At 56.7% G+C, this 21,379-nt stretch carries 15 protein-coding genes; 10 read left to right on the top strand and 5 right to left on the bottom strand.

The window, feature by feature from the left end; translation table 11 throughout:
* The first annotated feature begins 4 nt into the window (after window positions 1-4).
* From gntK to LH86_RS03850, 3 genes are all read left to right on the top strand, one after another.
* Window positions 5-538: a gluconokinase gene (gene gntK, locus LH86_RS03860; RefSeq protein ID WP_039298482.1), complete on the top strand. Its 534-nt coding sequence runs from the start codon at window positions 5-7 to the stop codon at window positions 536-538.
* Window positions 535-1,875 (top strand): gluconate transporter, encoded by a 1,341-nt coding sequence (gene gntU / locus LH86_RS03855; RefSeq protein WP_008457911.1) that lies wholly within the window; start codon window positions 535-537, stop codon window positions 1,873-1,875. The genes gntK and gntU overlap by 4 nt, the downstream gene beginning before the upstream one ends.
* Window positions 1,876-1,991: 116 nt before the next feature.
* The gene (locus LH86_RS03850; protein ID WP_039298478.1) at window positions 1,992-2,426 is read left to right on the top strand and encodes a hypothetical protein; all 435 of its coding nucleotides are present in this window, start codon (window positions 1,992-1,994) and stop codon (window positions 2,424-2,426) included.
* Window positions 2,427-2,618: 192 nt separating this feature from the next.
* Here LH86_RS03850 and LH86_RS03845 read toward each other — a convergent pair whose 3' ends face one another.
* On the bottom strand, window positions 2,619-3,212 hold the full coding sequence (locus LH86_RS03845) for a YhgN family NAAT transporter (RefSeq protein WP_008457909.1): 594 nt from the start codon (window positions 3,210-3,212) through the stop codon (window positions 2,619-2,621).
* A 174-nt stretch (window positions 3,213-3,386) separates the two neighbouring features.
* Here LH86_RS03845 and asd point away from each other — a divergent pair, with 174 nt between their 5' ends.
* The 6 genes from asd to glgP all read left to right on the top strand — a co-directional run bounded on the left by asd (window position 3,387) and on the right by glgP (window position 14,239).
* On the top strand, window positions 3,387-4,493 hold the full coding sequence (gene asd / locus LH86_RS03840) for an aspartate-semialdehyde dehydrogenase (protein WP_039298475.1): 1,107 nt from the start codon (window positions 3,387-3,389) through the stop codon (window positions 4,491-4,493).
* Window positions 4,494-4,753: 260 nt separating this feature from the next.
* Window positions 4,754-6,943: a 1,4-alpha-glucan branching enzyme gene (gene glgB / locus LH86_RS03835; protein WP_039298472.1), complete on the top strand. Its 2,190-nt coding sequence runs from the start codon at window positions 4,754-4,756 to the stop codon at window positions 6,941-6,943.
* Window positions 6,940-8,922 carry a glycogen debranching protein GlgX gene (gene glgX, locus LH86_RS03830; RefSeq protein ID WP_039298469.1) on the top strand — a complete coding sequence of 661 codons (1,983 nt, stop codon included), beginning with the start codon at window positions 6,940-6,942 and terminating at the stop codon, window positions 8,920-8,922. The genes glgB and glgX overlap by 4 nt, the downstream gene beginning before the upstream one ends.
* Window positions 8,923-8,936: 14 nt before the next feature.
* Window positions 8,937-10,220, top strand: coding sequence for a glucose-1-phosphate adenylyltransferase (gene glgC, locus LH86_RS03825; protein ID WP_039305897.1), 1,284 nt, complete (start codon window positions 8,937-8,939; stop codon window positions 10,218-10,220).
* Window positions 10,221-10,331: 111 nt separating this feature from the next.
* Window positions 10,332-11,765 carry a glycogen synthase GlgA gene (gene glgA / locus LH86_RS03820; protein WP_039298467.1) on the top strand — a complete coding sequence of 478 codons (1,434 nt, stop codon included), beginning with the start codon at window positions 10,332-10,334 and terminating at the stop codon, window positions 11,763-11,765.
* A gap of 26 nt (window positions 11,766-11,791) precedes the next feature.
* Window positions 11,792-14,239, top strand: coding sequence for a glycogen phosphorylase (gene glgP / locus LH86_RS03815; RefSeq protein WP_039298464.1), 2,448 nt, complete (start codon window positions 11,792-11,794; stop codon window positions 14,237-14,239).
* 106 nt (window positions 14,240-14,345) lie between these two features.
* Here the strand turns inward: glgP and LH86_RS03810 are convergent, their stop codons facing one another.
* The 3 genes from LH86_RS03810 to glpE all read right to left on the bottom strand — a co-directional run bounded on the left by LH86_RS03810 (window position 14,346) and on the right by glpE (window position 16,408).
* Window positions 14,346-15,104 (bottom strand): DeoR/GlpR family transcriptional regulator, encoded by a 759-nt coding sequence (locus LH86_RS03810; protein WP_008457897.1) that lies wholly within the window; start codon window positions 15,102-15,104, stop codon window positions 14,346-14,348.
* 17 nt (window positions 15,105-15,121) lie between these two features.
* Window positions 15,122-15,943, bottom strand: a complete 822-nt coding sequence (gene glpG, locus LH86_RS03805; protein WP_039298461.1) for a rhomboid family intramembrane serine protease GlpG — start codon at window positions 15,941-15,943, stop codon at window positions 15,122-15,124.
* 138 nt (window positions 15,944-16,081) lie between these two features.
* Window positions 16,082-16,408, bottom strand: a complete 327-nt coding sequence (gene glpE / locus LH86_RS03800; protein ID WP_039298458.1) for a thiosulfate sulfurtransferase GlpE — start codon at window positions 16,406-16,408, stop codon at window positions 16,082-16,084.
* A gap of 195 nt (window positions 16,409-16,603) precedes the next feature.
* On the opposite strand from glpE, the gene glpD reads away from it, so the two are divergent.
* Window positions 16,604-18,112 (top strand): glycerol-3-phosphate dehydrogenase, encoded by a 1,509-nt coding sequence (gene glpD / locus LH86_RS03795; protein ID WP_039298455.1) that lies wholly within the window; start codon window positions 16,604-16,606, stop codon window positions 18,110-18,112.
* A gap of 205 nt (window positions 18,113-18,317) precedes the next feature.
* Here glpD and malT read toward each other — a convergent pair whose 3' ends face one another.
* Window positions 18,318-21,023 carry an HTH-type transcriptional regulator MalT gene (gene malT, locus LH86_RS03790; RefSeq protein ID WP_039298448.1) on the bottom strand — a complete coding sequence of 902 codons (2,706 nt, stop codon included), beginning with the start codon at window positions 21,021-21,023 and terminating at the stop codon, window positions 18,318-18,320.
* Window positions 21,024-21,379 lie beyond the last annotated feature (356 nt).

Below are 21,379 nucleotides of genomic sequence, written 5' to 3'. Positions count from 1 at the left end.
CATCATGAGCACTACTAACCACGACCACCACATTTACGTCCTGATGGGCGTCTCCGGCAGCGGCAAATCCGCCGTTGCCAGCGAAGTTGCCCATCAGCTGAACGCCGCGTTTCTTGACGGCGACTTCCTGCACCCCCGCAGCAACATCCTGAAAATGGCCTCCGGCGAGCCGCTGAACGACGACGACCGTACCCCGTGGCTGAAAGCGTTGAACGACGCCGCGTTTGCGATGCAGCGCACCAACAAGGTTTCGCTGATCGTCTGCTCGGCGCTGAAAAAGCACTATCGCGACCTGCTGCGTGACGGTAACCCGAACCTCTCCTTCATCTATATGAAAGGCGATTTTGAAGTGATCGAAAACCGCCTGAAGGCGCGGAAAGGCCACTTCTTTAAAACCCAGATGCTGGTAACCCAATTCGAAACCCTGCAAGAACCGCAGGCGGATGAAAAAGACGTGCTGATCGTCGATATCGACCAGCCGCTGGACGGCGTCGTCGCCAGCACCATCGCATTGATCAACCAAGGCAGCGCAGAGTGAGTACATTAACGCTTGTTTTAACCGCGGTCGGCTCCGTGCTGCTCCTGCTGTTTTTAGTGATGAAGGCGCGTATGCACGCCTTCGTGGCTTTGATGGTGGTTTCTATTGGTGCCGGGCTTTTCTCCGGCATGCCGCTCGACAAAATCGCCGACACCATGCAGAAAGGCATGGGCGGGACGCTGGGCTTCCTGGCGATTGTGGTCGCCCTCGGTGCCATGTTCGGTAAAATCCTGCATGAAACCGGCGCGGTGGATCAGATTGCCGTCAAAATGCTGAAATCCTTCGGCCACAGCCGCGCGCACTATGCGATTGGCCTGGCTGGCCTGATTTGCGCGCTGCCGCTGTTCTTTGAAGTGGCTATCGTGCTGCTGATTAGCGTGGCGTTTTCAATGGCGCGCCACACCGGGACTAACCTGGTGAAGCTGGTGATTCCTTTGTTTGCTGGCGTCGCTGCCGCTGCGGCGTTCTTGCTGCCGGGGCCTGCGCCGATGCTGCTGGCCTCCCAGATGCACGCTGACTTTGGCTGGATGATTCTGATTGGTCTGTGCGCCGCGATCCCGGGCATGATTATCGCCGGGCCGCTGTTCGGGAACTTCATCAGCAAATTTGTTTCGCTGGAAATTCCCGAAGACATCTCCGAGCCGCATCTGGGTGAAGGTAAACTGCCGTCCTTCGGTTTCAGCCTGTCGCTGATCCTGCTGCCGCTGGTGCTGGTTGGCCTGAAAACTATCGCCGCTCGCTTTACCGCGCCGGGTTCTTCGCTGTACGAATGGCTGGAATTCATTGGCCACCCGTTCACCGCGATTCTGGTCGCCTGCCTGGTGGCTATTTATGGCCTGGCTTATCGTCAGGGCATGGATAAAGAAAAAGTGATGGCGATTTGCGGCCAGGCGCTGCAGCCAGCGGGCATTATCCTGCTAGTTATCGGTGCCGGTGGCGTGTTCAAACAGGTGCTGGTTGACTCCGGCGTGGGTCCGGCACTGGGCGAAGCGCTGACCGGGATGGGCCTGCCTATCGCGATTACCTGCTTCGTGCTGGCGGCGGCGGTACGTATCATTCAGGGTTCCGCTACCGTGGCCTGTCTGACGGCGGTTGGCCTGGTGATGCCGGTTATCGAGCAACTGAACTATAACGGCGCTCAGATGGCGGCTTTGTCGATTTGTATCGCGGGTGGCTCTATCGTGGTGAGCCACGTGAACGACGCGGGCTTCTGGCTGTTCGGTAAGTTTACCGGCGCAACCGAAGCGCAGACGCTGAAGACCTGGACGATGATGGAAACCATCCTCGGCACCACCGGGGCGATTGTCGGGATGATTGCATTCAGCCTGCTGTCTTAATCTCTCGTCTTACCTCCCGCTTAAAACACCCGGCAATGGCCGGGTGTTTTGCTTTCCGGGTTAAGCTTCTCTCTTCCCGTGACGCTATGACTCCCTATTAAACAGGGAGTGTCTGCATGAAAACGTTCCTCTTCTTACTGCTATTGCCGTTACTAACCGGCTGCGCGACGCTGGTGGGTAACAACGATGCCACGGTGTATATCGACAGTACGCCAAAGCGCGCCGCCTTTACGATTTTTGATGACAATGGCGGTGTCGCCGCACAGGGTGTTACGCCGGAGTCCGTGACGCTTAAAAAGACGGACGGCAGCTACTTCGGAAAGAAAAACTACACGTTGACGCTCAAGCATGAAGGGTATTACTCAACGTCGCTGCCGCTGGAAACCCGCTTAAGTCATTGGTATCTCTTCGGCAATATCATCTTCTTCGGCGTGCCGGGGTGGCTGATTGTCGATCCCTTCTTTGGCGGCATGTATACTCTGAAGCAGGAAAACCTTCACCTCTTGCTGCGGGCATGCGAGCCGGGGCCGTATCGGTATATGTGTTCGTGAGGGGAATATGCCAATTTCCGGGATTGCCCCTCACCCCGACCCTCTCCCCGGAGGGGCGAGGGGGAAATAAGAGACCTGGGCAGAACTCAATCGCTCCTCATTCCTCGAGGCTGGGGAAATGTAAGAGGTTAGGAGCAGGACTCGATTCGTCCCCTCTCCCTTTTAGGAAGAGGGTTAGGGAGAGGGTTTGTCTTACCCCCGCATCCAGGCGCGAATTCCATCCAGGAACATCTGGGTGGAAATCATCACCAGCACCAGCCCCATCAGGCGCTCCAGGGCGTTAACCCCTTTCTCACCTAACAGACGCAGGAACAGCGAAGATTGCAGCAGAATCGCCACGGTACCGCCCCAGGCCAGCATTAGTGCGGCGACTAAATGCCCCATCTGATTTGGATACTGGTGCGAAAGCAGCATCAGCGTCGCCAGCAGAGAAGGCCCGGCAACCAGCGGAATCGCCAGCGGCACGATAAACGGTTCTTCACCCGCAGGCAGGCCGGACGAACTGCCTTCCTGGCCTGGGAAAATCATCTTAATGGCAATCAGGAACAGAATGATGCCGCCTGAAATCGACACGGTTTCAGCGCGTAAATTCAGGAAACCAAGAATTTTTTCCCCGGCAAACAGGAAGATAAGCATCAGCAGCAGAGCAATAAGCAGTTCGCGGATCATAATGGCCCGGCGACGCTTTGGCTCCGTGTGTTTTAGAACCGACATAAAGATCGGCAGGTTACCCAGCGGGTCCATAATCAGGATCAGGAGTACCGCGGCGGATATGATTTCAGTCATCTGTTTTCCCCAAAATCTGGCAAGTTGTTTCTGGTAATAAGCTTTGTTTCTGACACGGTGGATATCATTGATTAATTTCACTTGCGACTTTGGCTGCATTTTGTAAGGTGGAGTGATGTTCTGGCCCACGGCCAGCGCTTACACACGCAATCATCTCTGCAGGATTAAGTCGCTATGAAAAATGTTGGTTTTATTGGCTGGCGCGGTATGGTCGGCTCTGTACTCATGCAACGCATGGTGGAAGAGCGCGATTTTGACGCCATTCGTCCGGTTTTCTTCTCCACTTCCCAGCTTGGGCAGGCAGCCCCTACGTTTGCCGGCACCACCGGCGGTACACTGCAGGACGCATTTGATCTGGAAGCGCTGAAGGCGCTGGATATCATCGTGACCTGCCAGGGCGGCGATTATACCAACGAAATCTATCCAAAGCTCCGTGAAAGCGGCTGGCAAGGTTATTGGATCGACGCAGCTTCTTCTCTACGCATGAAAGATGACGCGATTATCATCCTCGACCCGGTAAACCAGCACGTTATTCAGGAAGGCCTGAACAACGGCGTGAAAACCTTTGTCGGCGGTAACTGCACCGTTAGCCTGATGCTGATGTCCCTCGGCGGCCTGTTTGCCAACGACCTGGTTGACTGGGTTTCCGTGGCGACTTATCAGGCGGCATCCGGCGGTGGCGCGCGCCATATGCGCGAGCTGCTGAACCAGATGGGCCAGCTGTACGGCGAAGTTTCTACCGAACTGGCAAATCCAGCTTCCGCTATTCTTGATATCGAACGTAAGGTCACCGAACTTGGCCGCAGCGGCAAACTGCCGGTGGATAACTTCGGCGTGCCGCTCGCCGGGAGCCTGATCCCGTGGATCGACAAGCAGCTCGACAACGGTCAGAGCCGTGAAGAATGGAAGGGCCAGGCGGAAACTAACAAAATTCTTGCGACCTCGTCCGTTATTCCTGTTGATGGCCTGTGCGTGCGCGTAGGCGCGCTGCGCTGCCACAGCCAGGCGTTCACTATTAAGCTGAAGAAAGACGTGTCTATTCCTACCGTGGAAGAGCTGCTGGCCGCGCACAACCCGTGGGCGAAAGTGGTGCCAAACGACCGTGATATCACCATGCGTGAACTGACGCCTGCCGCGGTAACCGGCACGCTGTCGACGCCGGTTGGCCGTCTGCGCAAGCTGAACATGGGGCCGGAGTATCTCTCCGCCTTCACCGTCGGCGACCAGCTGCTGTGGGGCGCCGCCGAACCGCTGCGCAGAATGCTGCGGTCACTCGCATAATTACACTTATTTACCTGAGGGGCTTTGTGGCCCCTCTTTTTTTGCCTGTCATTTAAGGTACAACGAAAGTCATTAATTAATTTCACGAGGAGTTAATAAAGCGTTGGCTATGCTTAAGTCAGCACGCGCAAGCGTTTTGGCGAGTATTGGGCGAACCGGCTTACAGGAGTTAAACGCCGTTCGTCAGGTCAATGATAAGTGTCGTACCCGCACGCAGGCGTAGGGCGGGTCATCGGTGACACATAAAAAAGGAAAATGCCATGTCTGTTCTGCCGGAAAGAGACGTGATTAATGCGCTAATTGCGGGTCATTTTGCCGATCCGTTTTCCCTGCTGGGGATGCACCAAACCGACGCCGGGCTTGAAGTTCGGGCGCTGTTGCCTGACGCCACCGAAGTGTGGGTGATAGAGCCTAAGACCGGGCGTAAAGTCGCCCAGCTCGACAGCCTCGATTCCCGCGGCTTCTTCTGCGGGCTGATTCCTCGCCGTAAAAACGCTTTTCGCTACCAGCTTGCGGTTGTCTGGCACGGCCAGGAAAACCTGATCGACGATCCCTACCGTTTTGGCCCTTTGATTCAGGAGCTGGATAGCTGGCTGCTCTCAGAAGGCACGCATTTACGCCCTTACGAAACGCTGGGCGCGCACGCCGACACAATGGATGGCGTGACCGGAACGCGTTTCTCGCTGTGGGCTCCTAACGCCCGTCGCGTCTCCGTGGTAGGGCAGTTTAACTATTGGGATGGCCGCCGCCATCCGATGCGGCTGCGGCGCGAAAGCGGCATTTGGGAGCTGTTTATCCCCGGGGCGCATAACGGCCAGCTTTATAAATTTGAACTGCTGGATGCCGAAGGGCGGCTGCGTATTAAAGCCGACCCGTATGCTTTTGAAGCGCAAATGCGCCCGGAAACGGCCTCGCTGATTTGCGGCCTGCCGGAGAAAACTACGCTCAGCCCCGAGCGGCAAAAAGCGAACGGCTTTGACCAGCCCATCTCCATCTATGAGGTGCACCTCGGCTCATGGCGTCGCCACACCGACAATAATTTCTGGCTCAGCTACCGCGAACTGGCGGATCAGCTCATTCCCTACGTCAAAGAGATGGGCTTTACCCATCTTGAGCTGCTGCCGGTTAACGAGCATCCATTTGACGGCAGCTGGGGATATCAGCCGCAGGGGCTTTACGCGCCGACGCGCCGTTTCGGCACCCGCGATGATTTTCTTTACCTGATCAGAACCGCCCACGAAGCCGGGCTGAACGTTTTGCTGGACTGGGTACCGGGCCACTTTCCGACGGATGACGCCGGGCTGGCGAAGTTCGACGGCACCGCGCTGTATGAGCACGGCAATCCGCAAGAAGGCTACCACCAGGACTGGAACACGCTGATTTACAACTATGGCCGCCGGGAAGTCAGCAACTATCTGGTGGGCAACGCGCTCTACTGGATTGAGCGGTTTGGCATTGATGGCCTGCGTGTGGATGCCGTAGCGTCGATGATTTATCGTGACTATAGCCGGGAAAGCGGCCAGTGGGTGCCGAATGAGTACGGCGGGCGTGAGAACCTGGAAGCGATTGAGTTTCTGCGTAGCACCAACCGCATCATCGGCGAGCAAACGCCGGGCGCGGTGACGATGGCGGAAGAGTCCACTGATTTTGCCGGTGTCTCTCGTCCACCGAGTATGGGCGGGCTAGGGTTCTGGTTTAAGTGGAATCTCGGCTGGATGCACGACACGCTCGATTACATGAAGCTCGACCCGGTTTACCGCCAGTACCACCACGACAAAATGACCTTCGGCATGCTGTACAACGGCACCGAAAACTTTGTGCTGCCGCTGTCCCACGATGAAGTCGTGCACGGCAAAAAATCGATTCTCGATCGTATGCCGGGGGATGCCTGGCAGAAGTTCGCCAATCTTCGCGCTTACTACGGCTGGATGTGGGCATTTCCGGGCAAAAAGCTGTTGTTTATGGGCAACGAATTTGCCCAGGGGCGAGAGTGGAACCACGACAGCAGCCTGGACTGGCACCTGCTGCAGGGCGGTGACAACTGGCACCACGGCGTGCAGCGCCTCGTGCGCGACCTGAATCATACCTATCGGCGTCACGCGGCCTTGCATCAGCTGGATTTCGACGGCTACGGCTTTGAATGGCTGGTGGTGGAAGATAAGGCCAATTCGGTCTTTATTTTCGTGCGGCGTGATGCCGAGGGCAATGAGGTGATTGTCGCCAGTAACTTTACGCCGGTGCCGCGCTACCACTATCGCTTCGGCATCAACCAGCCTGGGTGCTGGCGTGAAGAGCTGAATACCGACTCCATGCACTATCACGGCAGCAACGCCGGTAACAGCGGCACGGTGCGTAGCGAGGCGGTGCCGAGCCACGGGCGCGACCATTCGCTGTGTATTACGCTGCCGCCGCTGTCCACGCTCTGGTTGATCCGCGAGGGGGACGCATGACGCAGCTTACTCAAGGCAGCCCGGCTCCTTTTGGGGCGTATTTCGACGGCAAAGGCGTTAACTTCACGCTCTATTCCGTGCATGCGGAAAAGGTCGAGCTGTGCCTGTTCGACGAGCACGGACACGAGCGCCGCTACGACATGCCTTCGCGCTCCGGAGATATCTGGCACGGCTATTTGCCGGATGGCAAGCCGGGGCAGCTGTACGGCTACCGGGTTCATGGCCCCTGGGCGCCTGAGCAGGGCCACCGCTTCAATCCGGCGAAGCTGCTGCTCGATCCCTGCGCTCGCGTGGTCGTGGGCGGGGCAGAAGATCACCCGCATTTTCACTGCGGCTACGATGAACCCAACCTCGAAGACAGTGCCCCGCACATGGCGAAGTGCGTGGTGGTCAGAGAGAGATTTGACTGGGAAGACGACCGGCCGCTCCGAACGCCGTGGGGCAACACGGTTATCTATGAAGCCCACGTTCGCGGGCTGACGCTGCTCCACCCCGGCATCCCGGAAGATCTGCGTGGGACATATGCGGCGCTGGGCCATCCGGTGATGATCGACTACTTCAAGCGCCTGGGCATCACGGCGCTTGAGCTGCTGCCCGTGGCGCATTTTGTTACCGAACCTCGCATTTCGCAGCTTGGGCTGAGTAACTATTGGGGCTACAACCCTCGCGCTTTCTATGCCGTTGAAAGCTACTACGCGAGAGATCAAAATCCTCACAACGCCGCGAATGAACTGCGAGGTGCCATCAAAGCGCTGCATCAGGCCGGGATAGAAGTGATCCTCGACATTGTGCTGAACCACAGCGCGGAGTTGGACAAGGACGGCCCAACCCTGTCGCTGAGCGGAATCGACAACCGTAGCTATTATTGGTTAATGGACAACGGCGATTACCAGAACTGGACCGGCTGCGGGAATACCCTGAATCTCAGCACACCGGGCGTGGTTGCCCAGATGATCGACTGCCTGCGCTACTGGGTAGACAGTTTTCACGTGGACGGTTTCCGGTTCGATCTGGCTTCGGTGATGGGGCGCACGCCCGAATTTCGGCAGGACGCCCCGCTGTTTGAGGCGATCAAAAACGATCCTCACCTGTCGCAGGTGAAGCTGATTGCGGAGCCCTGGGATATCGGCCAGGGCGGTTATCAGGTCGGTAATTTCCCTCCGCTGTTTGCCGAATGGAACGATCATTTCAGGGACGGGATGCGCCGCTTCTGGCTCCAGCAGGATCTCTCTTTGGGCGGCTTCGCCTGCCGCTTTGCCGGCTCGAGCGACGTTTATCGCCACGGCGAAAGGCTGCCTTCCACCAGCATTAATTTAATCACCGCTCATGATGGTTTTACGCTGCGGGATTGCGTAAGTTTTAACCAGAAGCATAACGAAGCCAACGGCGAAGATAACCGAGACGGCACCAACAGCAATTTTAGCAACAACTATGGGTTTGAAGGGCTTGAAGCCAGCCTGATTATCAAGGAACGGCGGCGCGACAGCGTGCATGCGCTGCTCACCACGCTGCTGCTCTCGCAGGGCACACCGATGCTGCTGGCCGGGGATGAACACGGCCACAGCCAGCACGGAAACAACAACGCCTACTGCCAGGACAACGTGCTGACCTGGCTTGACTGGGAGCAGGGTAACGACGGGTTAACAGCCTTTACGGCGGCGCTCCTCCAGCTTCGACAGACTATCCCGGCGCTGACCGCCAACCGCTGGTGGGAAGAGGGTGATGGTAACGTCCGCTGGTTGAATAAAGACGCGCAGCCCCTGAACGTCGATGAATGGCAAAACGGCGTACACCGCCTGCAAATCCAGCTGTCCGACCGCTGGCTTATCGCAATTAACGCGACCGAAGAAGTTGCGGACATCGTTCTACCTGAGGGGGAATGGCACGCCGTTCCTCCGTTTGCCGGAGAGGACAACCCGGTCGTGATGGTTGTATGGCATGGTCCCGCGCACGGAGTTTGCGTGTTCCACAAGTCATGAAAAAGGAGTTCGTTATGGTCAGGTTTGAGAAAAACGATCCGCTGATGCTGGCCCGCCAGTTGCCCATCAAATCCGTTGCGTTAATTCTGGCTGGTGGCCGCGGGACTCGACTGAAGGATCTCACGTCGACCCGCGCCAAGCCTGCGGTCCATTTTGGCGGCAAGTTCCGCATTATTGATTTTGCGCTATCCAACTGCATTAACTCCGGTATTCGCCGCATTGGGGTGATCACTCAATATCAATCGCACACCCTGGTGCAGCATATTCAGCGCGGCTGGTCTTTCTTCAGCGAAGAGATGAACGAGTTTGTGGATTTGCTGCCCGCTCAGCAGCGCGTACACGGTGAGAATTGGTATCGGGGCACGGCCGACGCCGTGACCCAGAACCTCGACATTATTCGCCGTTACGACGCCGAGTATGTGGTGATCCTGGCCGGAGACCACATCTACAAGCAGGACTACTCGCGCATGCTGATCGATCACGTCGAGAAGGGCGCGCGCTGCACCGTGGCCTGTATGCCGGTGCCGGTACATGAAGCATCAGCGTTTGGCGTTATGGCGGTGGACGCTGACGAAAAAATTATCGATTTCGTGGAGAAGCCGGAAAATCCGCCGACGATGCCCAACGACAGCAGTAAGTCTCTGGCCAGCATGGGTATTTACGTTTTTGATGCGGATTACCTGTTCAAGCTGCTGGAAGAAGATGACCAGGATGAAAACTCCAGTCACGACTTTGGCAAAGACATTATCCCGAAAATCACTCGCGCGGGAGAAGCCTACGCCCACCCGTTCCCGCTCTCCTGCGTACAGTCCGACCCTAATGCTGAACCTTACTGGCGCGATGTGGGCACGCTGGAAGCCTACTGGAAAGCGAACCTTGACCTGGCCTCGGTGATGCCGGAACTGGATATGTATGACCAGGCCTGGCCGATCCGCACCCATATGGAGCCGCTGCCGCCCGCTAAATTCGTTCAGGATCGCTCCGGTAGCCACGGCATGACGCTGAACTCGCTGGTATCCGGCGGCTGCATTATTTCGGGTTCAGTTGTCGTGCAGTCGGTGCTGTTTCCTCGCGTGCGTATCAACTCGTTCTGCAACATCGATTCATCCGTCCTGCTGCCGGACGTTATTGTCGGACGCTCCTGCCGATTACGCCGCTGCATTATCGACCGCGCCTGCGTGATCCCCGAAGGGATGGTGGTCGGCGAAAATGCCGAAGAGGATGCGCGCCGTTTTTATCGCTCTGAAGAGGGCATTGTACTGGTCACGCGTGAGATGCTGGCGAAGCTGCAGGGCTGAAACGCGTAGAAGATTGGCCTGCGCACGGTGATGCCGTGCGCGGTTATTTTATCGTTCGGCGTTGCCTGATGATTAAGACACAGCGCCGCGACTTTGCATATGGGAGCGATAATGCAGGTCTTACATGTCTGTTCCGAGATGTTTCCTTTGCTGAAAACGGGCGGCCTTGCGGATGTGCTGGGCGCTTTGCCTGCGGCACAAATTGCCGGTGGCGTTGATACGCGCGTCCTGCTGCCCGCCTTTCCTGACGTGCGGCGAGGAATCGAAGATATTCAGGTGGTTACCCACCGACAGACGTTCGCAGGCCCAATGCGCCTGCTCTACGGCCACTACAACGGCGTTGGTATTTACCTGATTGATGCCCCCCATCTTTATGAACGCCCGGGCAGCCCCTATCACGACACGAACCAGTTTGCTTACCAGGACAATGTGCTGCGCTTTGCGCTGCTTGGCTGGGTTGGGGCGGAAATGGCCTGTGGCCTGGATCCTTTCTGGCATCCCGATGTGGTGCATGCCCACGACTGGCACGCCGGGCTGACTCCGGCCTACCTCGAGGTTCGCGGGCGGCCGGCGAAGTCGGTATTCACCGTACACAATCTCGCCTACCAGGGAATGTTCTATGCTCATCACTTAAGTGAAATTGATTTGCCGTGGTGGGTCTACGACATGAACGGGCTGGAATTTCACGGCCAGATTTCGTACCTGAAGGCCGGGCTTTACTATGCCGACCACATTACCGCCGTCAGTCCAACCTATGCGCGGGAGATTACCGACCCGCACTTTGCCTATGGCATGGAAGGGCTGCTGCGCCAGCGCCAGCGTGAAGGGCGTCTGTCGGGCATTTTAAACGGCGTGGACGACAAGATTTGGAACCCGGAAAGCGACCTGCTACTGGCCTCGCGGTATAACCGCGATTCGCTGGAGGAGAAAGCCGAAAACAAACGCCAGCTGCAGGTGGCGATGGGGCTGAAGGTGAACGACAAAGTCCCGCTGTTCGCGGTGGTCAGTCGGTTAACCAATCAAAAAGGGCTGGATCTGGTGCTAGAGGCGCTGCCTGGGTTACTGGAGCAGGGCGGGCAGCTGGCGCTGCTGGGGGCCGGGGATTCCGTGCTGCAGGAAGGATTTCTGGCGGCGGCGGCCGAGCATCCCGGCCAGGTCGGCGTCCAGATTGGCTATCACGAGGCATTTTCCCACCGCATCATGGGCGGTGCCGACGTGATTTTAGTCCCGAGCCGCTTTGAGCCCTGCGGCTTAACGCAGCTCTACGGCCTGAAATATGGCACCTTGCCGCTGGTGCGGCGAACCGGTGGTCTGGCCGACACCGTGTCCGATACTTCTCTTGAGAATCTGGCCGACGGTGTGGCTACCGGTTTTGTGTTTGAAGACAGTAATGCCTGGTCGCTGCTCCGCGCGATCCGGCGTGCTTTCGTGCTGTGGTCCCGCCCGTCGCTGTGGCGTTATGTGCAGCGGCAGGCAATGAATATGGATTTTAGCTGGCAGGTAGCGGCGCAGGCATACCGCGACCTTTATCAACGCTTGATGTAATTACCCATACACCAGGAATCACTGATATGAACGCACCCTTTTCCTATGCATCACCCACGCTGAGCGTCGAAGCGCTTAAACACTCGATTGCCTATAAGCTGATGTTTACGGTGGGGAAAGACCCTGCCATCGCCAATAAACACGAGTGGCTTAACGCGACGCTCTTTGCCGTTCGCGACAGGCTGGTGGAGCGCTGGCTGCGTTCCAACCGCGCTCAGCTTTCCCAGGAAGTCCGCCAGGTGTACTACCTGTCGATGGAGTTTCTGATCGGGCGCACGCTGTCGAACGCGCTGCTGTCCCTCGGCATCTATGAAGATGTGAAAAATGCCCTCGAAGAGATGGGCCTCGACCTCGAAGAGTTGATTGACGAGGAGAACGACCCCGGCCTTGGCAACGGCGGTTTGGGGCGTCTCGCCGCCTGTTTCCTCGATTCGCTGGCGACCCTGGGGCTGCCGGGGCGCGGCTACGGAATTCGCTACGACTACGGGATGTTCAAGCAGAACATCGTCGATGGCCGCCAGAAAGAGTCGCCAGATTATTGGCTTGAGTACGGCAATCCGTGGGAGTTTAAGCGCCACAATACGCGCTACAAGGTACGTTTCGGTGGGCGTATTCAGCAGGAGGGGAAAAAGGCTCGCTGGGTCGAAACCGAAGAGATCCTGGCGGTCGCCTATGACCAGATAATTCCGGGCTACGACACCGACGCGACCAACACGCTGCGGCTGTGGAACGCCCAGGCGAGCAGCGAGATCAACCTCGGTAAGTTTAACCAGGGCGATTATTTCGCGGCGGTGGAAGACAAAAACCACTCAGAAAACGTGTCCCGCGTGCTTTATCCCGATGACTCAACCTATTCGGGGCGCGAGCTGCGTCTGCGGCAGGAATACTTCCTGGTCTCGTCCACCATGCAGGACATCCTGAGCCGCCATTATCAGCTGCATAAAACCTACGCCAACCTTGCGGATAAAATTGCGATTCACCTGAATGACACCCACCCGGTGCTGTCGATTCCAGAGCTGATGCGGCTGCTGATTGACGAGCATAAGTTTGAATGGGAAGAAGCGTTCGAAGTGACCTGCCAGGTCTTCTCGTACACCAACCACACGCTGATGAGCGAGGCGCTGGAAACCTGGCCGGTAGACATGCTCGGCAAGATCCTGCCGCGCCATCTGCAGATAATCTTTGAGATTAACGACTACTTCCTCAAAACCCTGCAGGAGCAGTACCCGAACGACACGGGGCTGCTGGGCAGGGCATCAATTATCGACGAATCCAACGGCAGACGAGTGCGAATGGCCTGGCTCGCGGTGGTGGTCAGCCATAAGGTGAACGGCGTGTCTGAACTGCACTCCAACCTGATGGTGCAGTCCCTGTTTGCCGACTTCGCCAGTATCTTCCCGATGCGCTTTAGCAACAAAACGAACGGCGTAACGCCGCGTCGCTGGCTGGCGCTTGCCAACCCGGCGCTGTCTGAAGTGCTGGATGATAATATCGGGCAGACATGGCGGACGGACTTAAGCCAGCTGAACGACCTGAAGCAGCACATTGACTACCCGACGGTGCATCAGGCGGTGCGTAAGGCCAAACTGGCGAATAAAAAACGGCTGGCGACGTACATTGGGCAGCAGCTCAACGTGGTGGTGAGCCCGGATGCTTTGTTCGACGTGCAGATTAAGCGTATTCATGAATATAAGCGCCAGCTAATGAACGTCCTGCATGTAATCGCCCGCTATAACCGCATCAAGGCCGATCCGGAGGCGGAATGGGTGCCACGCGTGAATATTTTCGCGGGTAAAGCGGCGTCGGCCTATTACATGGCGAAGCATATTATCCATCTTATCAATGATGTAGCTGAGGTGATCAACAATGACCTGCAGGTTAAAGATAAGCTGAAGGTGGTGTTTATCCCGAACTACAGCGTCAGTCTCGCCCAGTTGATTATTCCGGCGGCAGATCTCTCCGAGCAAATTTCGCTGGCGGGAACCGAAGCTTCCGGCACCAGTAACATGAAGTTCGCGCTCAACGGGGCGCTGACCATCGGGACGCTGGATGGCGCCAACGTCGAGATGCTCGACCACGTTGGTAAAGACAACATCTTTATCTTCGGTAATACCGCAGAAGAGGTGGAGGCTCTCCGCAGCAAAGGCTACAACCCTCGGGAATACTACGAGAAGGATGAAGAGCTGCGTCAGGTACTGACGCAAATCGCGACGGGGGCATTCAGCCCCGGAGAGCCGGGACGTTATCGGGATTTAGTCGACTCGCTGATTAACTTTGGCGATCACTATCAGGTGCTGGCGGATTACCGCAGCTATGTGGACTGCCAGGACAAGGTGGATGAGGTCTACCAGCAGCCGGAGGAGTGGACTATCCGCACTATGCACAACATCGCCAATATGGGCTATTTCTCGTCTGACAGGACAATTCAGGAGTACGCCGATGAGATTTGGCATATTAAGCCGGTGAGATTATAGTTTGCCCCTCACCCTAACCCTCTCCCCACGGGGGAGAGGGGATCCGAACGGTAGTATGCATTTCCCCCTCTCCCTTTTAGGGAGAGGGCCGGGGTGAGGGTAAAACTCAGCACAGCTCCAGCTGCACATTATTCTCTTTAATCACCTGCATCACGCCCGCAGGCGGCACCACGTCGGTATACACGGTATCCACCAGGCTAATGCTGCCCAGATTCACCATCGCATTACGGCCAAACTTCGAATGGTCCACGACCAGCAACACGCTGCGAGAGTTTTCGATAATCGCGCGCTTGGTGCGAACCTCGTGGTAATCAAACTCAAGCAGCGAACCGTCGCTATCGATACCGCTGATGCCGAGAATGCCGAAGTCGAGGCGGAACTGGGAAATAAAGTCCAGCGTGGCCTCGCCGATAATACCGCCATCGCGGCTGCGCAGCTCTCCGCCGGCCAGGATGATACGGAAATCCTCTTTTGCCATCAGAGTGTTCGCCACGTTGAGGTTGTTGGTCACAATGCGCAGATTGCTATGATTAAGCAGCGCATGTGCCACGGCTTCAGGCGTGGTGCCGATGTCGATAAACAGCGTGGCGCCGTTAGGAATTTGGCTGGCAACCTTCTGCGCAATCCGCTCTTTTTCTGCGGTTTGCGTTGCTTTTCGGTCGTGCCACGGGGTATTGACCGAGCTGGAAGGCAGAGCTGCCCCGCCGTGATGGCGCAGAATCATATTCTGATCGGCCAGGTCGTTTAAATCCCGGCGGATGGTTTGCGGGCTGACGGCAAACTGTTCCACCAACTCTTCGGTACTGACGTATCCCTGCTGCTTAACCAGCTCAATAATCGCGTCATGACGTTGTGTCTGCTTCACAAGCTACTCCAGCATTGTTATGTTCGTTTTCGCGCATTCAGGGTATCTACCAGCGCCATCGCCAGGCCAACCAGCATGCCGGTCAGGTGCGCTGGAATGACAGCTGACTGAGTAAAGACCTCAATAACCAACCAAATCACCGCAAACGCCAGCAGCCCGCGCTGCATCTGAATGCCGCTGTCGGGATCTCGCTCTCCGCGCAGCCAGACATAACCCATCAGCGCAAACACCGTGCCTGACAGGCCGCCAAACAGCGGGCCGGTAAATTTTGCCTGCATAAAACCGCTCAGCAGGGTGGAAATAAGCGTCAGCGTCAGCAGTTTGCCGGTGCCGAGGCGTTTTTCCAGCGCGCCGCCTAAATACCACCACCATAGTAGGTTAAAGAGGATATGCAGCAAGGAGAAATGCAGTAATCCGTGTGTGAAATAACGCCAAAACTCAAAGCGCTGCTCGGGTACGAGCGGCCAGCCAAGCACGGAGATCACCGGGCCGAAGCCCACGATATTGAGCAGGACAAACAGCGCGATGCACACGCCGATGACGATAAGCGTCAGCGGGCCGGCGCGCTCTTTGATGGTGGCAAAAAAAGGATAGCGTTTATAGCTGAAACCCACGCCGCTGTGGCCGGTGCTCCAGCTGGCCGCCTGGTAGCGCGGGTCGCCAGGGTTCGCGACGAACTTTTCCAGCTCGGCTCGGACATACTGTTCCTGACTTTCATCGGCCAGCCAGACATCGCTTTGCGTATGCTGCTGAATAGTAAGAATAACGCCCTGAGTTGCCATGTAGTCGACAAAAGCCTGCGCCACGCGCGGGTTGGCGAAAGAGGTAATCATGATCATGAAAGTTTAACCAACTTCGTCTATTTACCCGTCATACTTCGAGCCGTAGGGGCATCGCTTCCTACGGCTCAAATTATCCAGGGTAAAGCTTTTATTAAGGCAAGCAGTATACCTGCAGGGAGCGACAAGGGCTGAACTTTACGCGCCGTGAGCGACTTCAGCCGGGAAATGGCGGTGCCAGGCGTCAAAGCCGCCGTCGACGCTGTAGACCTGATCATAGCCTTGCTGCAGCAAATATTGGGCGGCGCCTTTGCTGCTGTTGCCGTGGTAGCACATCACCATGACCGGCGTGTCGAAGTCGTTCTGCTGCATAAAATTCACCAGCGTGTCGTTGGTGAGGTGGTAAGCCCCCGGCGTGTGTCCCATGGCAAAGCTCTGCGGATCGCGGATATCCACCAATACCGCCTGCTGCTGCTGGAGTTTCTGGTGTGCTTCTTCCACACCAATACATTCAAATTGATCCATGGTTTTACTCGTCGAGAAAGAAAGGAAACAAGGGGCATGTTAAGGCATCGCGCCCCGCTGGCGCTGATATTAACGCCAATATGTTATCCATATCACGTAGAAATGTTTTTATTTCGTTACCAAAGCGGGCGAACACTTGCTATCATGAGCGATATCGAACATTTTTGAGCTTTAACGAAAGTGCGTGAGGGCAACATGGAAACCAAAGATCTGATTGTTATTGGCGGTGGAATCAACGGCGCCGGTATTGCGGCGGACGCCGCTGGCCGCGGGTTATCCGTGTTGATGCTGGAGGGACAGGATCTGGCCTGCGCGACCTCTTCCGCCAGCTCTAAGCTGATTCACGGCGGCCTGCGCTACCTGGAACATTACGAGTTTCGTCTGGTGAGTGAGGCGCTGGCGGAGCGTGAAGTACTGTTGAAAATGGCGCCGCACATTGCCTTCCCGATGCGCTTTCGTTTACCGCACCGGCCGCACCTTCGTCCGGCGTGGATGATTCGGACTGGCCTGTTCATGTACGATCATCTGGGGAAACGCACCAGTTTGCCGGCCTCTACCGGCTTGCGTTTTGGCGCAGATTCAGTGCTGAAGCCTGAGATCGTGCGCGGTTTCGAATATTCCGACTGCTGGGTGGATGATGCTCGCCTGGTGCTGGCTAACGCCCAGATGGTGACCCGCAAGGGCGGAGAGGTGAAAACACGCACTCGTGCCACCAAAGCAACCCGCGAAAACGGGCTGTGGGTTGTCGAAGCGCAGGATATTGATACTGGTGAAACCTTTACCTGGCGCGCAAAAGGCCTGGTGAACGCCACCGGCCCGTGGGTGAAAACCTTCTTTGACGAAGGGCTGCATCTGCCGTCGCCTTATGGCATCCGCCTGATCAAAGGCAGTCACATTGTGGTGCCTCGCGTGCATACCCAGAAGCAGGCCTATATCCTGCAAAACGAAGATAAGCGTATTGTGTTCGTGATCCCGTGGATGGACGAGTTCTCCATCATCGGCACCACCGACGTGGAATACCACGGCGATCCGAAAGCGGTGCAGATTGATGACAAAGAAGTGAGCTATCTGCTGAACGTTTACAACACGCATTTCAAAAAGACGCTGACCAAAGACGATATCGTCTGGACCTATTCTGGCGTGCGTCCGTTGTGTGATGACGAGTCTGATTCTCCGCAGGCGGTGACCCGTGATTACACGCTGGATATTCATGACGAAAATGGTCAGGCCCCGCTGCTGTCGGTCTTCGGCGGTAAGCTGACGACCTACCGTAAGCTGGCTGAACATGCGCTGGATAAGCTGGAGCGTTACTACCCGAATATTGGTCCGGCCTGGACCAAAGAGTGCCGCCTGCCTGGCGGTGATATCGGCGGCGATCGTGATGATTATGCGGCCAAACTGCGCCGTCGCTACGGTTTCCTGACCGAAAGCCTCGCCCGCCACCTGGCGCGAACCTATGGCAGCAACAGCGATCTGGTGTTGGGCGATGCTAAAACCCTGGGCGATCTGGGCGAAGATTTTGGCCATGAGTTTTATGAAGCCGAGCTTCGCTATCTGGTTGAGCATGAATGGGTCAGATGCGCGGAAGATGCGCTGTGGCGCCGCACTAAACTGGGCATGTGGCTCAACGAAGAGCAGCAGGCGCGGGTGGCGCAGTGGCTGGTAAAGCAGGCGGCTAAAGCAGGACTGTCGCTGGCGTCTTAACAGGGATATCTCTTCCCTTTCGCTGTTTCCGACAGTTCAACCGCCCCTCTCCCCAAAGGGGCGAGGGGGAAAACAGGCGGGAGGAAACAGTGTTTATTCCCTCTCCCTTCCAGGGAGAGGGTTAGAGTGAGGGTAAAAACTGAAATAAATCAGGACCGGAAGTGAACGGAATCTAAGCCAGCCTCTGCATAGACAATATTTCCAGCTAAACCCCATACCCCATCATCTTCAGTAATTTCTGCGCATGCTGTACCGCGTCCTGGCGGTGCGCCACGCCCAGCTTCTGATACAGATTCCTAATGTGCGTTTTGATGGTCGTCGCCGCAACGTCCAGCTCTCCGGCAATCTGCTCGTTGCTATAGCCGGAATAAATCAGCCCCAAGACCTGCCACTCTCGCTGCGTCAGCGGGCTGGTGCGGATAAGCTCCGGCACTTCCGGGTGATTCAGCAGGCGGTTCACAAAGCTTTCATCAAAGTGAGCAAACTTATGGCGATGGTGCTGGTTTATCTCACGCAGGATGCGTTGAGCGCGGTGCTGATCCAGTTCCGGCAGTGTGTTGAGCTGAATAAGCTGGCGCAACTGCTGCGCCATTGCTTCCCCTTCGATCACGAAGTGGCTGATGAATCCGGTGCGGTTTGCCAGTGCCAGAGCTTCCAGCAGCACGCGCTGGGCATCACTTTTACGCCCTGACTGCCAGTAAAGCTGGTTGAGCAGCAGCAGGTTACGGTTAAGGTCGCTCATCAGGCGCAGGCTGCGGGCGTTTTCGTTAAGTTCTTCCAGCACCATTTCCGCCGGATCGTACTCACCCAGCAGGATTTGTACGCGGGCGATATTCCGCCACTGACTTTGCAGGAAGTGGTTATTGGCAAATTCAGGCTTCGGCGTCTGGCGCAGCCAGTTGGCCGCCGACTTTTTATCGCCAATCATTTGCCAGTAGATCACCCGTACCTTGTCGGCGTTGGAGACCCAGTCACTATGCCAGGGACCGTTCCCAAGCAAATTTTCAAGGCGGTTAAGGTGATTACGAGCATTATCCAGGTCACCGCGCGCCAGCGAGCACTGCACCAGCAGCGCCAGGCACTGGAGCTGTTGCTGCGGCTGGAAGCTGGAAAGCACCTCCATCCCGCTGCGGGCTGCCGCTTCGGCTTCATCCAACCTCGCCCATGCCCAAAGCAGCTGGGCGCGGATACGCTGTAGAAACTCGTGCAGAGGCAATTGTTCGAGGTGCTGCTCGCGGATCAGCACAAAGGCTTTTTCCTGGGTTTCCCAGGCGGCCTGTAAGAACCCCTGAGCCAGCAGGATTTCGCTTTGCTGAATCAGGCTCCACAGCGCGTAGTGCCACACATCGTGGCGGCGGGCCATTTGCTCGGTCTGCTGCATAACGGAAAGCGACTTCGTCAGATCGCCTTTGCAGTGCAGCACTTCGCCGTGAACCGAGGTGGCTACGATACGGCTGTAAAAATTGGCCAGCGGCAGCATTTCCAGCGCGACCATGGCCAGGCGCTCGGCTTCCGCCGGATCGCCCGCGTTGATGGCAACCTGGGCCCTCAGGGCGTTAAATTCACCGTGCAGCGTGTCGTCGATAACCAAGTCCATTTCCTGCTCGGCTCTTGCCAGCAGGGTATTCACTTCGCCGTAGCGGTGCTGGCTTTGCATCAGCCAGGCCTGCAGCAGCACAAGTTTTGGGTTTTCCAGCAGGCTTTCCCACGGCAGCGCCTTCAGTGACTCTTCCAGCAACGTCAGCTCGCTGTGGTTAAACAGCGCCCACGCGTGGCCCAGCAGAATATCGCGCAGCATATTGGCGTCGCCAGCCGCCAGCGCGTGGTGAATGGCTTCGCTTGGGAAGCCTTGCGCCATCCAGCTTTCGGCTGCTGCCCGGTGGATATCCGGCAGCTCTGCGGCCAGCTCCCACTGGCAGCGCTGGCGAAGGAAGCTGCCAAACAGCGGGTGGAAGCAGAACCATTCGCCGGAATCGTCCATGCGCTGCAGGAACAGGCCCTGGCGTTCGACCTCTTCCAGACGCATCTGGCCATTTTCTTCGCCTGTCACCTGGCTTATCAGCGTGTCATTCATTGAGCGCAGGATGGAGCTTCTCAGCAGGAAGTTGCGGGTATCGGCATCCACGTTATTCAGGACTTCATCCACCAGATAATCTGAAAGATGGCTGGCGTTAATGCCCGACAGGCGCCGCGCAGAATGTTGAGCCGGCGTGTTGCTTTGCCGGGCGGACAGGGCAATTAACTGTAGCGCAGTGACCCAGCCCGCCACGTCATCACACAGGCGGCTACTGTCCGCTTGTTCAATCGGCGTTGCCAGGCGGTTGTCGAAAAACTGTTTGGCTTCCTGATGCGTAAAGGCGAGCTGCTGGCTACCAATTTCCAGGAGCTGATCGCGCACGCGGAGGTTGGCAATGCCAAGCTGCGGGAGATTGCGCGAGAGAATCACCAGCGTCAGGTTTTCCGGCTGGTGACGAATGAAAAAGCGCATGGCTTCGTGGATCACCGGGTTGGCAATCAGGTGGTAATCATCAATCACCAGATAGAGCGGTTTATCCCATCCCGCCAGCTCGATAAATAACTGTGAAAAGAGCGAAGACAGGCTGGCATATTGCCGCTTTTGCGCCATGGTTTCGCTGCTGACGCAGTGGCCGCCGGTGGCGTGCTGCACGGCAGCAATCAGGTAACTGGCAAAGCGTTCCTGCTGGTTATCCCCTTCGTCGAGGGAATACCAGCCCAGCTCTTTTCGCCCGGCCGCCCACTGTGAGACCAGGGTAGTTTTACCATAACCGGCAGGGCTGGCGATCAGCGCTAAGCGATAGTTGGCGGCAGTCGAAAGCTTCACCAACAGGCGGTCGCGAACCACAGTGTTTTCCAGCCGAACAGGGCGACTTAATTTGGATGGGATTAACATAGTTGATCACTTCACTGTGTATAAATTTCCCCAACGTATTCAGCGCCGCAAGGCGGTCTTGCCGCGCTGCAGAAGGAATCATGGAGGGAAATGTTCAAGGATGCGATTTTTTTTACGCTTCGTAATTAATGCTTACGGATAAAGTCGGCCAGAATGTCCTTTATTGCAAGGTTGTTGAACTTTCTGTGCTCGGTAAGTTGCACCCTGTCACAGTTCCATTTTTTTCATGAATATGATTGCTCACTCCTTGCGCCAGCGAGACTGAAACCCGTTACATCGCTGTAGCGAGTGGCAGAGATCACATTTTTCGCTCATCCTCGCTACTCCTCCCCGCGTAATCCGCGTCGGGAGGAGGA

The sequence above is a fragment of the Cedecea neteri genome (assembly GCF_000758325.1).
Taxonomy (GTDB): domain Bacteria; phylum Pseudomonadota; class Gammaproteobacteria; order Enterobacterales; family Enterobacteriaceae; genus Cedecea; species Cedecea neteri_B.
This window is presented reverse-complemented; position numbering and strand designations above follow the sequence as displayed.